This window comes from Companilactobacillus nantensis DSM 16982, from assembly GCF_001435815.1.
GTDB classification, from domain to species: Bacteria; Bacillota; Bacilli; order Lactobacillales; family Lactobacillaceae; genus Companilactobacillus; species Companilactobacillus nantensis.
Genome location: NZ_AZFV01000021.1, coordinates 44,429 through 58,783, shown reverse-complemented (window position 1 = coordinate 58,783; position 14,355 = coordinate 44,429). Strand labels below are relative to the sequence as shown.

Sequence of the window (14,355 nt, the reverse complement as noted above, 5' to 3'; positions counted from 1 at the left end):
TCCGGCTAGTTTATTCGTTGTTTATTACGAATTGCTAGATTAATAAGTTTTTAGACTATTTTTAAATTATGGAGACGGACTAAACAGTACAACGTTTTATAAATATTAACTTTATTATATTCTGACGTATACTGTTCTTGAACATTAGTTTAATGAAAGTATTTAAAAGAAATTTTTTATGTTAAAACAATAAATCAATAAATTATTATCCGGAGGTTGGAAACAAGTTTACCAGCAGTGACAGTGGCGTTAGGACGGGTGTTTTTCCCGTTCTTACAGCACAGGACGTATTTTGAGATTTGCGAACCTTGCGAAGCTCAAAATCGAGGTTAGAGACCTTGGCTCGAACCGGTCCTCACAGCAGGTAAAACTTGTTTCCAACCGTAGGCGGCAATGAACAATAGCTTTTTAGTTCTAAAACCAAAATAATCTAATAAATTGAGCCAAAAGACAAAATATTATAAATAAGATTGATATTGGTATGCAAAACACGGTAAATGTTATAATATTTTGGTATGAAACGTTTACATTAATAATGAGGTGAAATGATGTCAAGTGAATATATTATGGCAATTGATGAAGGTACAACTAGTACTCGAGCAATTATTTTCGACCAAAAAGGCACTAAGATAGCTGATGCCCAACGTGAATTTACGCAACATTTTCCAGAACCGGGTTGGGTTGAACATGATGCAAATGAAATTTGGAATGCTGTTCAATCAACTATCGCCAGTGTTTTCATTGAATCTGGCATTAAACCAACACAAATTAAAGGTATCGGTATCACTAATCAACGTGAAACCACAGTTATTTGGGACAAAAAGACTGGCTTACCAATTTATAATGCGATTGTTTGGCAAAGTCGCCAGACATCTGACATTGCGGCTAAGCTTGAAAAAGATGGCTATGGCAAGATGATTCACGAAAAAACTGGTTTGTTGATTGATCCTTATTTCTCAGCTACGAAGATTCGCTGGATTTTGGACCACGTCGATGGCGCTCAAGAACGTGCTGAAAAGGGTGATTTACTCTTTGGTACGATTGATACTTGGCTCCTCTGGAAACTTTCCGGTGGTGCAGCACACGTGACTGATTATTCAAATGCAAGTCGGACCATGTTATTCAATATCCACGAATTAAAGTGGGACGACGACATTTTGAAAGCTTTGAATATTCCGAAGGCTATGTTGCCTGAAGCTCGTCCTAACTCTGAAGTTTATGCAACAACTAAGGGATATCATTTCTATGGTTCAGAAGTTCCTATTGCTGGTATGATTGGTGATCAACAAGCTGCACTCTTTGGTCAAATGGCTTTTGAACCGGGAATGGTGAAGAACACGTACGGAACTGGTGCTTTTATCGTGATGAACACTGGCGAAAAGCCACAATTATCCGATAATAATTTGTTAACAACAATTGGTTATGGTATTAACGGCAAAGTTTATTACGCCTTGGAAGGTAGTATTTTCGTTGCTGGTTCAGCTATTCAATGGTTGCGTGATGCGATGCACTTAGTTGATTCAGCTCCAGAATCTGAAGAGGCTGCTTTGGCATCCAATGATGATGACGAAGTTTATGTTGTACCTGCTTTTACAGGATTAGGTGCACCATACTGGGATGCTGATGCTCGTGGGGCTGTCTTTGGATTGACACGTGGAACAACAAGAGACGACTTTATTAAAGCCACGTTACAATCATTGGCTTATCAATCACGTGATGTTTTGGAAACAATGAAACGTGATACTGGAATTGCAATTCCAACATTGAAGGTTGACGGTGGAGCTGCTAATAATAGATACTTGATGCAATTCCAAGCTGATATTTTACAAACGCCAGTCCAACGAGCTAGTGATTTGGAAACAACTGCATTGGGTGCTGCATTTTTAGCTGGACTAGCAGTAGGGTATTGGGATAACCTAGATGATATTAAGAAACAATATGCAACTGGTGCAACTTTTGACCCTGAGATGGATCCTAAGCGAGCTGATTATTTGTATGAAGGCTGGAAAGATGCCGTCAGTGCAACAAGAAAATTCAAACATAAAGTAAGAAATTAAAAGGCGTGTTGCGCCTTTTTTGGTGTGTGGGAGTTAATAATGGAAAAAGAATATATTTTAGCAATTGATGAAGGGACAACGACAACTAGGGCAATTATCTTTGATCACAGTGGAAAAAAGGTAGCTGTTGCTAGACATCCAATTAAACAAATTTTGCCAAATCCGGGCTGGGTCGAACATGATCCTAGTGAACTGTGGAACGCCGTTCAAACGACAATTGCCACTGCTTTGATTGATTCTGGTATCAAACCACAACAAATCAAAGCCATTGGGATTGCTAACCAGCGGGAAACGACGATTGTTTGGGATAAGAAGACTGGATTGCCAATTTATAACGCAATTGTTTGGCAAAGTCGTCAAACTTCGAATTTAGCGAATGATTTAATTAAAGCTGGTTATAAGGAAGAAATTCATCAAAAAACTGGTTTGATTATTAGTCCATATTTCTCCGCCACTAAAATACGCTGGATTTTGAATCATGTCGAAGGTGCGCAAGAACGTGCCGAAAAAGGCGAGCTACTCTTTGGAACAGTCAACACGTGGTTGCTTTGGAAATTGACCGATGGTGAAGAATTTGCGACTGACTGTGCCAATGCTAGTCGAACAATGCTCTATAATATCAACACTTTGCAATGGGATGATGATCTATTAAAACTTTTTAATATTCCTAAGGCGATGTTGCCAGAAGTTAAATCGAACTCTGAGATGTTTGGGGTAACGAAGAATTATCAATTTTATGGTTCAGAAATTCCAATTACTGGGATGACTGGCTCACAACAAGCTTCATTATTTGGTCAAATGGCTTTTGAAAAAGGTATGGTTAAAAATACTTATGGGACTGGTGCGTTTGCCGTGATGAATACAGGTGATAAACCAGCTTTGTCAGATAATAATTTATTGACAACGATTGCCTATGGGATTAATGGTCAGATTAAATATGCCTTAGAAGGTAGTGTTTTTATCGCTGGTGCGGCGTTACAGTGGCTCCGTGATGATATGCGTTTGATCAACAATACGCCGGAAACTTCAGAAGCAGCTAGAGATTCTGAGAGTCAAGATGAAGTCTACGTGGTACCTGCCTTTGCCGGGTTAGGTGCCCCATATTGGGACAATAAGGCTCATGGAACAATCTTTGGTATTACACGCGGAACAACCGACAAGGATTTGATCAAAGCGACGTTACAAGCGATTGCTTATCAAACCAAGGATATTATTGAAACGATGAGTTCGGATGCTAAGATGCCAATTGAAGTTTTAAAAGTTGATGGAGCGGCATCGGCTAACGATTACTTGATGCAATTTCAAACTGATATTTTAGGAATTGACTTGCAACGTTCATCAGAGCTGGAAACAACATCTCTCGGGGTAGCATTTATGGCTGGCCTTGGTGTTGGTTTTTGGAAAGATTTAGATGATATCAAAAAAAATTATCAAACTGGAAAAATTTATCAGCCTGAAATGGACGACAAACGTCGCCAAGATTTATACGCAGGCTGGGAAGATGCCGTCGCAGCAACGATGGCGTTCAAACATTAAACGTTAAAAAAATAAGAGCCTATATTAAAGGGCTCTTATTTTTTTTTGTTGGTATATAAGGATTTGTAGAGTTTTTATTAAAAATGTTTTGACATCAAGAATTTGAAAGTTTAATATTAATACATTCATTGTGTAATGTGAGGAGAATTTTTTAATGGACGAGAAAAAAGATCGAGGTTTCTTCGGACAACCGACAGGCTTGCGTACATTATTTCTAACTGAGTTCTGGGAAAGATTCAGTTATTATGGTATGCGTGCCATTTTGCTGTTCTACATGTACTATGCGGTAACAAAGGGCGGTCTAGGAATGGACCGTACTACAGCCGCTTCAATTATGTCAATTTATGGTTCACTAGTTTACATGTCAAGTGTGCTTGGTGGATTCATCAGTGATAGATTACTGGGAGCCAGAAGAACTGTTTTCTGGGGTGGTGTGTTGATCATGCTTGGTCACATCGTACTATCATTCCCAATTGGTGAAACAGGATTATTCCTATCTATTGGTCTTATTGTTATTGGTACTGGACTTTTGAAGCCAAACGTATCCGAAATGGTTGGTGGATTGTATTCAGAAGGAGACCCAAGACGTGATTCTGGTTTCAGTATTTACGTTATGGGTATCAACTTAGGTTCCCTATTTGCACCACAAGCTGTTAACAGTATGAGTAATGCCTTTAATTTCCATGCAGGTTTTTCATTAGCTGCTATCGGTATGTTTATCGGTTTAATTGTTTACTGGTGGGACGGACGTAAGTACTTGCCAGAATCAAGTCTTCACGCTCCAGATCCAATCACAGACGAAGAACGTGGACGCTTTATCAAACGTGTTTCTATCGCAGTCGTTGCTGTAATCATTATCGTTGCTGTGTTGATTTTTGCACATGCCTTTACAATCGATAACGTTATTACAATTATCAGTATCTTAGGTATCGGTTTACCTGTTGGTTACTTCATTATGATGCTAACAAGTAAGAAAGTTACTAAGATTGAAAGATCACGTGTCTTCGCTTATATCCCATTGTTCATCGCTGCCATGATTTTCTGGGCAATTGAAGAACAAGGTTCAGTTGTTCTAGCTCTATTTGCTGCTGAACAAACACAACTAAACTTTGCTGGTTTGCATTTGTCAGCACCACAATTCCAAATGCTTAACCCATTCTTTATCATTATCTATACACCATTCTTTGCATGGTTATGGATTAAGTTAGGCAAACGTCAACCATCATCACCATCTAAGTTCTGGATGGGATTGGTTGCTACAGCTATTTCATATTTCGTATTGATTATTCCTTTGATGGGTCTAAGTGCTAACGGAAAAGTTAGTCCACTCTGGCTTGTATTGAGTTGGGGTATCATCGAAATTGGTGAAATGTTGATTTCTCCAGTTGGATTGTCAGCCACAACTAAGTTGGCTCCAAAGGCATTCTCTGGTCAAATGATGAGTATGTGGTTCCTAGCTGATTCAGCTGGACAAGCTGCTAATGCTCAAATCGTTAAGTTGTTCGTACCTGGTGATCCAAAGAACGAAATGATGTTCTTCGGCGTTACAGGTATCGTTACACTAGTCGCTGCAGTCTTGTTAATCCTTTGTGTTCCATGGATTAAGAAGATGATGAAGGGTGTTAACTAATATATAAATTAAACTAAGTCGTAGCTTTTATGCTGCGGCTTTTTTGTTTTTTGTATTGAATTATGCCGCCTCCAGGAACAAGAAAATTAGGTCGCTATGGGGACCGGTCTGAGCCAAGGTCTCAGACCTCGATTTTGAACCTCGCAAAGTACGCGAGTTTCAAAACTCGTCCCGTGGTGTAAGCACTAAAGTGCTAACGCCACCTTCATAGCGACCTAATTTCTTGTTCCTTCCGGCTAGTTTATTCGCAGATAACTTGATTTTTAGTTTGATTGATATATTAAACGGGATGGGTGTGTATAAACAAAAAAATGTTAAATGAAAAGTTCTAAGAATCTTAGGGCGTTTTGTCTGACCTAGAATATTTAATATGGAGAATTTTATTAGATATATATTAAATAAACTAATCCGGTTGATTATTATTAGTAAGGTTGCTATCAAATTCAAAGGATAAAACCAGTCGGAGGAGCTGAAAAAATACTCACCTGCTGTGAGAGTGCCGTTAGGACTTTAGTCCTTACGGCACCGGGCGAGTTTGGAGACTTGCCGAACTTGCAAGGCTTCAAACCGAGATTCGAGACCTTGGCTCGGATCGGTCCGCATAGCAGGTGAGTATTTTTTCAGCTCTGGAGGCGGCATATTTAGCAAAAACCACATTCTTAAAAAATTATTCCAAAAAAAATTAAAAAATTACTTGAAATGGATATAGTTTTTCGGTAATATTATTTAAGTCGAATGAGACATGTGTTAAACACATGGAGGGGTAGCGAAGTCTGGCTAAACGCGGCGGACTGTAAATCCGCTCCTTCGGGTTCGGTGGTTCGAATCCACTCCCCTCCATTAATTGGGTTATAGCCAAGTGGTAAGGCAACGGGTTTTGATCCCGTCATGCGCTGGTTCGAATCCAGCTAACCCAATAACTTAAAAAGGCAAAATTCATACTTTGAATTTTGCCTTTTTATTTTTTTCAGTTTTTTAGACCAATTCTTAATTTTTTATCGAAATACGGTATAATTAACAGAAGTAATGCTCGTAAAGGAGTCCATGATAATGAAGGTACCAGTATATATACAAATTCATAATGAAATTAGAAAAGAAATTGAATCTGGCAAGTGGGCTGTGGGGGAACGTATTCCATCTGAGAGACAACTTTCTCAAGATTTCGATGTTAGTCGGATGACGCTTCGCCAAGCTATTCAAACACTTGTTGATGAGGGAATTTTACAACGACAAGTTGGTTCAGGTACTTATGTTGCTAGTAGCAAAGTACAAGAAAAAATGTCTGGAACAACCAGTTTTACTGAAATAACTGAGAGTCAAGGTAAGAAACCTTCCAGTAAAACTGTGTCTTATCATGTAGCCGATCCTTCGATTAGCGAAATTGAAAAATTAAAACTCAAAAATGGTGATCAAGTTTTACGAATGGAAAGAATCCGTTATGCGGACCAACAACCAATTTGCTTTGAAGTTGCGACGATTCCTATTGGTATCGTTAATAGCTTAAATAAAAAGGACATTACGTCTTCGTTATATAAAGCTCTTGAAGATAAAGCGGGATTAAAATTAGGTAACGCAACACAAACTGTTTCAGCTATTCTCGCATCAGAAAAAATTGCTAACTTTTTAAATGTTAAACGTGGTTCCGCTGTTCTACGTGTACGCCAAGTTACAACATTAGATGATGAACGTCCATTCGAATACGTTCGTTCACAATATGCTGGCGATCGTTTCGAATTTTACTTAGAGAGATAGTTCAAAGTTCATAGTTGAAAGATTCAAAATTATTTTGCTATTCTTATGTAGTTATCAATTGATTGTGGATAGAGGTTTCTTATTATCGTCTGCAAGTAAAATTAACTTGGAAAAACAAATAGGATAATTAATTTCTTTCAAATTAGATTTAGGGTAAGATATAACCTGATATGTTTTTTAAATTTTTAACTGGGAGTCACTTATGCAAAGCTTTATAAAAAAGTACAGTATCTTTTTGATGCTATATATTGTTTTTCAACCTGTATTAGATGCTGTTACCGGACTGATGGCTCAAGCACATATTAATATTACGTTCGGGGTTTTGATACGAATGGCCGTTATGGCGGTGACCGTATTTTACATCCTGATATTCCTGATACTTAATCGGGATAATAAACATGGGTTTCGAGTCATTGCCTATTTCGTTGTTTTAGGAATAGTTTCGGTGATTAGTTTATTTATAAATTACAAACAAAAGGAATTATTTATTCCATCGCTAGAAATAACAACTTTAGCTAAGAGTTTATATTATCCAGTCATGTTACTGGGATACTTTTATGCATTTGAAGAATTGGCAGAAGATCGAATCATCAACCGCTTTTTCCCTAAAGTAATTTTCTACGCAGTTAATATAATCAGTGTTATCATGATTGTCGCTCACTTTACTAACACTAGTTTCAGTTCTTATGCATACTACAAGTTAGGTGAGAGTGGTTGGTTCTATGCCGCTAATGAGTTGAGTGCTATCGTTTCAATCGCATTTCCAATCATGGTTTGGTATGCATTGAAAAAGATTAGTAACTGGTCAAGAATTTATTACTGGTTAACAATCATCTTAGCCATTTACTCAGCACTTTTGATTGGTACTAAAGGTTCATTGTTAGCAATCCTCTTCGGTACATGTATGGCTATCTTGGCAGCAGTAATCCACTTCTTTCGAGACAGTGGCAATCGCAAGTTCAATGCAGGAATCGTAGCTTTATTGGTTTTGACATTGGGCGGAGTTTTCGCAGCATATCCAGCAATGGCCGTTTCGAGAACAGCTGAATTACACAGTGACATGATTAAGTACAAGAAGAAACAAGCTAAGACTAAAAAGGGTATTACTAAAGATCAAAAGAAGTATGTTGAAACAAACAAGACTGTTTCATATTTGCTAAGTGGTCGGACAGTTTACTTTGAAAATGCAGCTCACAATTATTCAAAAGCAAGCATAGCTCAAAAAACATTTGGTATGGGCTATGCCACAAGCTTTAAGAGTGAAAAGAAAGCTAAATTAGTTGAGATGGATTACATTGATATCTTCTTCCAATTTGGATTTCTGGGAACAATTGTTTACTTAGTACCATTACTATATTGCTTGCTTTATCTCATTGGAGCTTTCGTGAGAAAATTCAAGTATATGTGGTCATATAAGTGGGCAATGTTAGTTGCTAGTGTTGCATTAGGATTCGGAATGGCTTTGATGACAGGACACGTTATCGAAGCACCTTCAGTAAGTATTTACTTCGTTTCGATTTTAAGTTACGCCATGTTGAATGCCAGAGTCTTTATTAGAAATGATCAAGATCCTGAGACAATTGATGTGGAAGATTAGAGAGAGCGGAGACAGGGCGGTCAGCTCCCGAGCATTTTCGTAACTTGATGAATTTCCCGCTGATTTTGCGGGTGATTTATCAAGTTATGAAAAGCGGAAGGAGTTGCCCTTGTGTAGCTCGTTTCAGAGCCACAGACCATATAATTCAAAAATACAAAACAAAAAAGCTAGTAATCCCAAACCAAAAGGATAACTAGCTTTTTTAGTACATTTATTAGCGATAATTACTTACGACTCTTCTTTTCTTTATTAATCAAATTCATATACTTAGGAATTGCAAGCATACGACCAAAACGTGTAGGTTCTTTCAATAAACGGTAGAACCATTCAAGATTCAATTTTTGGAAAATCTTAGGAGCACGTTGTTTAGTTCCTGAGAAGACATCGAAACTACCACCGACACCAATCCAAATTGCATTAGCCTTATCACGATACTTATTGATGAAAATCTCTTGCTTAGGAGAACCTAAGGCAACGAAGACGATGTTAGGTTGCTTTTCAGCAATTTCCGCAACGATATCTGATTCATCCTTGAAGTAACCATCATGATAACCAACAAGGTCAATTTGTGGATAATCTTTTTTAATTTTTTCGGCACTAGCTTGAATTACTTCGGGCTTAGAACCAAGTAGGTAAACTTTCAATAGTTTGCGGTTAGCCGTATCGACTAAATATTGTAAAGTATCGAACCCAGTAATCCGTTCATGGAGCGGTGTTCCTAGATTCTTAGCTCCTTTAATAATTCCAATTCCGTCTGGAATAACGTAATCGGCATTATTGACAATTTCTGAAAAATTGGTATCTTTTCTAGCAGAAAGAACAATTTCTGGATTAGGTGTTACGATAAATTTGTTTGCATTTACATCCAAATCATCATCCAAGTATTTGTGAAATTGTTTTTCAGTGAAATTATCAAACTCTGTACCTAAAATATTTACTCTATTTTTGTGCATGGCGTTCTCCTTTAATGTATTATTATACACGAGAAAGATTAATTTGAGAGGTGTCTTAATGAGGGTTTTACATATTAATGCCGGCAATGAAGACGGCGGAGCTCGTACATATATTGTTAACCTGATGAAAGGTCAAAAACTGATTGGCGAGAAGAGTACTTTGCTAACTTTTCAAGAAGGACCAGTTTCGAAAATGGCGCGTGAAAACGGCTTAAGTGTTTCCGTTATGGAACAAAAGCAACGCTTTGACTTATCGATTCTAAAACCATTAACAAAATATATTAATAATAATGATTTCGATGTTGTTCACACACATGGACCACGTGCTAACTATATCGTGTCTTTGATCAGAAAGAAAATCAATGCTAAATGGGTCATAACAGTCCATTCTGACCCCCGTATCGACTTTTCAGGTCTCAAAGGTAAAGTTATGCTCAAATTAAATCTACACGCTCTAAAGGGCGCAGATTCACTTTTCTATATGAACCCGGACTTGGAAGAATACTTCGAATCATTGAAAATTAGATCAAGCAAAACATTTGAAGTGTTCAATGCAATTGATTTTTCAGGTATCAATCCAAGATTCAATCGTCAACCAACTTTCAGTTTATTGGAAGTGGCTCGATTAGTTGAAGTCAAGAATCATCGTTTGTTATTAGAGGCCTTGAGCAAGGTTAAGTTTAACTATCGTTTGACTTTAGTTGGTGACGGACCATTGATGGATGATTTGCGTGATTTGGTTAAAAAGCTAGGTATCAAGGATAAAGTTGATTTCGTTGGTTTCCGTGAAAATACTGGTGACTACTATCAAGAATGTGATGTGTCAGTTTTGACTTCTAAATCAGAGAGTTTGCCAACAGTTTATCTTGAGTCAGCTGCTTATGGAAAGCCAGTTATTGCAACAAATGTTGGTGCTACCGATAAAGTTATCAACGATGATACTGGTTGGTTAGTCGATTCTGGTGATGAACAAGGCCTGATTAAAGCGTTGACTGATGCCCACTCAATGTGGCGTGATGGCAACCTTGATCAAAAAGGTTTAGCACTTTATCAAGAGGTCAGAGATCACTATTCAATTGAAGAATTAGCACATAAAGTAAATGACGGTTACGAACAGACTTTAAATGCTTAATAATGTAAAATATACGTTGTTAACAAAGAATTAGGGATGTCATTTCGGGGTCATTAGCCTTGAGACATCGTTAATATAAATTTATAAGGGAGTTATGATGACTCAATTTCAAAATGAAGATTTAACTTTGCATACTGATTATTATGAACTTAACATGATGTATACATACTGGAAAAAGGGGATGCACAACCGCCGTGCAGTTTTTGAAGTTTACTTCAGAAGTTTGCCATTTGATAATGGTTTTGCCGTTTTTGCAGGACTGGAACATGTCGTTAATTATCTTAAGAACTTAAGTTTTTCAGATTCGGATATCGATTACTTGCGTGAATACGGGGAATTTGATGAAGAGTTTTTACGTTGGTTAAAAGATATGCAATTCAGTTGTACCGTTCGTTCAGCTTTGGAGGGTGACTTGGTTTTCAATGAAGAGCCAATCTTGCAAGTTGAAGGACCTTTAGCACAATGTCAATTGATTGAGACAGCCATTTTGAATATGGTTAATTTCCAAACTTTGATTGCTACTAAGGCAGCTCGTATCAAGACTGTTTGTGGTGATGATCCAGTAATGGAATTTGGGTCTCGTCGTGCGCAAGAAGTTGATGCTGCTATTTGGGGTACACGTGCTGCATATATTGCTGGTTTCGATGCAACAAGTAATGTTTTAGCAGGTAAGTTGTTTGGTATTCCTATTTCAGGAACACATGCTCACGCTTTGGTTCAAACATACCGAAACGAATATGATGCGTTCAAAGCTTACGCTACAACACATAAGAATTGTGTCTTCTTAGTCGATACTTACGATACTTTGAAGAGTGGTGTTCCTAGTGCTATCAGAGTTGCTCGTGAAATGGGCGATAAGATTAACTTCCAAGGTGTCAGAATTGATTCTGGTGATATGGCGTATATTTCTAAACGTGTTAGAAAACAACTTGATGAAGCTGGTTTTCCTAATGCTAAGATTTATGCTTCAAATGATTTGGATGAAAAAACTGTCCTTAATTTGAAGATGCAAGATGCTAAAATTGATGTCTGGGGTATTGGTACTAAAGTTATCACAGCGTTTGATCAACCAGCTCTAGGTGCCGTATACAAGCTTGTTAGTATCGAAGACGCCAAAGGTAACATGATGGACACCTTGAAACTTTCAAGTAACGCTGCCAAGATTTCAACTCCAGGTAAAAAACAAGTTTGGCGCATTACTAATAATGAAAAAAATGATAAATCTGAAGGTGACTATGTAACATTTTGGAATGAAGATCCAAGAGAACACAGTTCACTTTATATGTTCCATCCACAATATACTTATATCAATAAGACTGTGGAAGATTTCCAAGCTAAGCCAATGCTGCACGATATCTTTACAAATGGTAAGTTAGTTTATGATTTGCCAAATGTAAAAGAAATCCGGAAGTATTGTGCTGACAACCTCGATTCACTTTGGGATGAATACAAGCGTATTTTGAACCCTCAAGTCTATCCTGTTGATTTATCTTCAAAACTATACAGCCATAAGATGAAGTATATTGAGAAGATTAGAAATGACGTAAACAACATTAGATTAGGTGACTAAAAATGAGACCATTGCAAAAAGAAATTATTGAATTTGAACATACTAAACCAGAAATCGACCCAGAAGAAGAAATTAGACGTTCTGTCAACTTTCTTAAAGAGTATGTGAAACAACATAGCTTTTTAAAAACACTAGTTTTAGGTATTTCTGGTGGACAAGATTCGACGTTAGCTGGTAAATTATCCGAAATGGCAATGACTGAATTGCGTGAGGAAACAGGTGATAAGGCTTATCAATTTATCGCTGTACGTTTGCCTTATGGTGAACAATCCGATGAATCAGACTGTATGCAAGCAATTGAGTGGATGAAAGCTGACAAAGTCGTACGTGTCAATATCAAGGATAGCGTTGATGCAATGGTAAAAGCCGTTGAAGCTAATGGCTTAACTATCTCTGACTTTAACAAGGGTAATATCAAAGCTCGAACTAGAATGATTGCTCAATATGCCATTGCTGGTGATAACAAGGGCGTTGTTGTAGGAACTGATCATGCGGCAGAAAACATCACTGGTTTCTATACGAAATATGGTGATGGTGCTGCTGACGTAACGCCGTTATTCCGTTTAGATAAGCGTCAAGGTAAGGCAATGCTAGCTAAGCTAGATGCACCAAAGAACCTTTATGAAAAGGTGCCAACAGCCGACTTGGAAGAAGATCGTCCTAGTTTACCTGATGAATTAGCATTAGGCGTTTCCTATCAAGATATCGATGATTATCTTGAAGGTAAGGACATTGATGATAAAAGTGCTGAGATTATTGAGAACTGGTATAAGAAGACAGCCCACAAACGTCGTCTTCCATATTCAGTATTTGATATCCAGTAAATTGTAAGGAAATTCACAATTGGACATTCAGATTTTTCGAATGTCTTTTTTTTTACCAAATATCGTATGTTAGAATGAAAGTGTAATCTTCTAAAAGAGGTGTATAACAGTGAAAAGTGATTTAATCTCCCTAATGAAACCGTCTGTTGTTGCAATTAAGCAACAAGAGATCTTTAAGTTCAATGCGCGGGCCAAGAAAATACCAGGAGCTGTTAATATGACCGTTGGTGAACCCAACTTCCATACTCCTGAACACATCAAACAGGCTGCAATCAGAGCCATTGAAGATGACCGTACGCATTACACCGTTCCTGAAGGTGATCATGAACTTTTAGGCGCTGTAGCTAAGTACTTGCATGACAAGTACGATTTAAACTATGATCCAGAAACACAGATCGTCGCTACAACGGGTGTAACCGAAGGTGTTTTCTCAGCCTTCAATGCAATCTTACAAGACGGTGACGAAGTATTAATACCATCACCAGCATTTACCATTTATGGTCCAGATGCTGATTTTAATGGTGCAGCACCGGTTTACTTGGACACTTCAAAGACAGGTTTTAAAGTAACGCCAGATGTCTTAACGGAAGTTTTGAGAACGAATCCACGTATCAAAATTTTCTTACTTAACTATCCAAGTAATCCAACGGGGGTTAGTTATACTGAGGATGAATTACGAGCTTTAGCAGATATTTTGAAACAACACGATATTTTCGTCATTAGTGATGAAATATATAGTGAGTTAACTTATAACTATAAACATGTTTCTTTTGGTAATATTTTGCCAGAACAAACGATTCTTTTGAACGGATTATCCAAATCACATGCCATGACGGGGTGGCGTTTTGGAGTTGTCTGTGGACCAGCAAAGGTCATTTCACAAATTAATAAGATTCACGAGTTGGCAACAACTTCAATTACATCAATTACACAGTATGCGGCACTCGAAGCATATACGAACGGCTATGATGATCCAGCAGCAATGAAAGAACAATATCAAGTAAGACGCGACGCCTTGTATGAAGGCCTGCAAGATTTGGGCTTTGAATGCCCAACTCCTGATGGGGCTTTCTACTTATTTGCTAAAATTCCTGAAGAATACGAGCAAGACGACGTTAAATTTGCTAATGAGTTATTGGATGAAGAACATTTGGCAATTCTACCAGGTAGTTTCTTTGGTATTGGTGGCGAAGGACACTTACGTTTCAGTTATGCTGCCAGCATGGAAAGTATTGAACAGTGTATTTCCAAGCTACACAGTTTCCTGGGAAGCCGTAAAAAATTAGCAAATATAGAGGGATAAA

General features: G+C 37.7%; 10 protein-coding genes and 2 tRNA genes. 11 read left to right on the top strand and 1 reads right to left on the bottom strand.

Going from position 1 to position 14,355, the window contains the following annotated elements:
• The first annotated feature begins 548 nt into the window (after window positions 1-548).
• The 7 genes from glpK (FD31_RS09750) (at window position 549) to FD31_RS09720 (ending at window position 8,572) form a co-directional block, all read left to right on the top strand.
• Window positions 549-2,057: a glycerol kinase GlpK gene (glpK, locus tag FD31_RS09750; RefSeq protein WP_057892587.1), complete on the top strand. Its 1,509-nt coding sequence runs from the start codon at window positions 549-551 to the stop codon at window positions 2,055-2,057.
• Window positions 2,058-2,096: 39 nt separating this feature from the next.
• On the top strand, window positions 2,097-3,593 hold the full coding sequence (glpK, locus tag FD31_RS09745) for a glycerol kinase GlpK (protein WP_057892586.1): 1,497 nt from the start codon (window positions 2,097-2,099) through the stop codon (window positions 3,591-3,593).
• Between the two features lie 154 nt (window positions 3,594-3,747).
• Window positions 3,748-5,223: a peptide MFS transporter gene (locus tag FD31_RS09740; RefSeq protein WP_057892585.1), complete on the top strand. Its 1,476-nt coding sequence runs from the start codon at window positions 3,748-3,750 to the stop codon at window positions 5,221-5,223.
• Window positions 5,224-5,980: 757 nt separating this feature from the next.
• A tRNA-Tyr gene (locus FD31_RS09735) sits at window positions 5,981-6,063 on the top strand.
• Window positions 6,064-6,068: 5 nt separating this feature from the next.
• Window positions 6,069-6,140 (top strand) — tRNA-Gln (locus FD31_RS09730).
• A gap of 133 nt (window positions 6,141-6,273) precedes the next feature.
• Window positions 6,274-6,975: a GntR family transcriptional regulator gene (locus FD31_RS09725; protein ID WP_057892584.1), complete on the top strand. Its 702-nt coding sequence runs from the start codon at window positions 6,274-6,276 to the stop codon at window positions 6,973-6,975.
• A 202-nt stretch (window positions 6,976-7,177) separates the two neighbouring features.
• On the top strand, window positions 7,178-8,572 hold the full coding sequence (locus tag FD31_RS09720) for an O-antigen ligase family protein (protein WP_057892583.1): 1,395 nt from the start codon (window positions 7,178-7,180) through the stop codon (window positions 8,570-8,572).
• Window positions 8,573-8,796: 224 nt separating this feature from the next.
• On the opposite strand, the gene FD31_RS09715 is transcribed toward FD31_RS09720, so the two are convergent.
• Window positions 8,797-9,525 (bottom strand): WecB/TagA/CpsF family glycosyltransferase, encoded by a 729-nt coding sequence (locus FD31_RS09715; RefSeq protein WP_057892582.1) that lies wholly within the window; start codon window positions 9,523-9,525, stop codon window positions 8,797-8,799.
• Window positions 9,526-9,583: 58 nt separating this feature from the next.
• Between FD31_RS09715 and FD31_RS09710 the strand changes: the two genes are divergently transcribed.
• From FD31_RS09710 to FD31_RS09695, 4 genes are all read left to right on the top strand, one after another.
• The gene (locus tag FD31_RS09710) at window positions 9,584-10,657 is read left to right on the top strand and encodes a glycosyltransferase (protein ID WP_057892581.1); all 1,074 of its coding nucleotides are present in this window, start codon (window positions 9,584-9,586) and stop codon (window positions 10,655-10,657) included.
• A gap of 94 nt (window positions 10,658-10,751) precedes the next feature.
• The gene (locus FD31_RS09705) at window positions 10,752-12,227 is read left to right on the top strand and encodes a nicotinate phosphoribosyltransferase (RefSeq protein ID WP_057892580.1); all 1,476 of its coding nucleotides are present in this window, start codon (window positions 10,752-10,754) and stop codon (window positions 12,225-12,227) included.
• A gap of 2 nt (window positions 12,228-12,229) precedes the next feature.
• Complete coding sequence (gene nadE, locus FD31_RS09700) at window positions 12,230-13,051, top strand: ammonia-dependent NAD(+) synthetase (RefSeq protein ID WP_057892579.1); 822 nt, start codon at window positions 12,230-12,232, stop codon at window positions 13,049-13,051.
• A gap of 109 nt (window positions 13,052-13,160) precedes the next feature.
• Entirely contained in the window at window positions 13,161-14,354 is a 1,194-nt protein-coding gene (locus FD31_RS09695) for an aminotransferase class I/II-fold pyridoxal phosphate-dependent enzyme (protein WP_235805349.1), read from the top strand.
• Window position 14,355 lies beyond the last annotated feature (1 nt).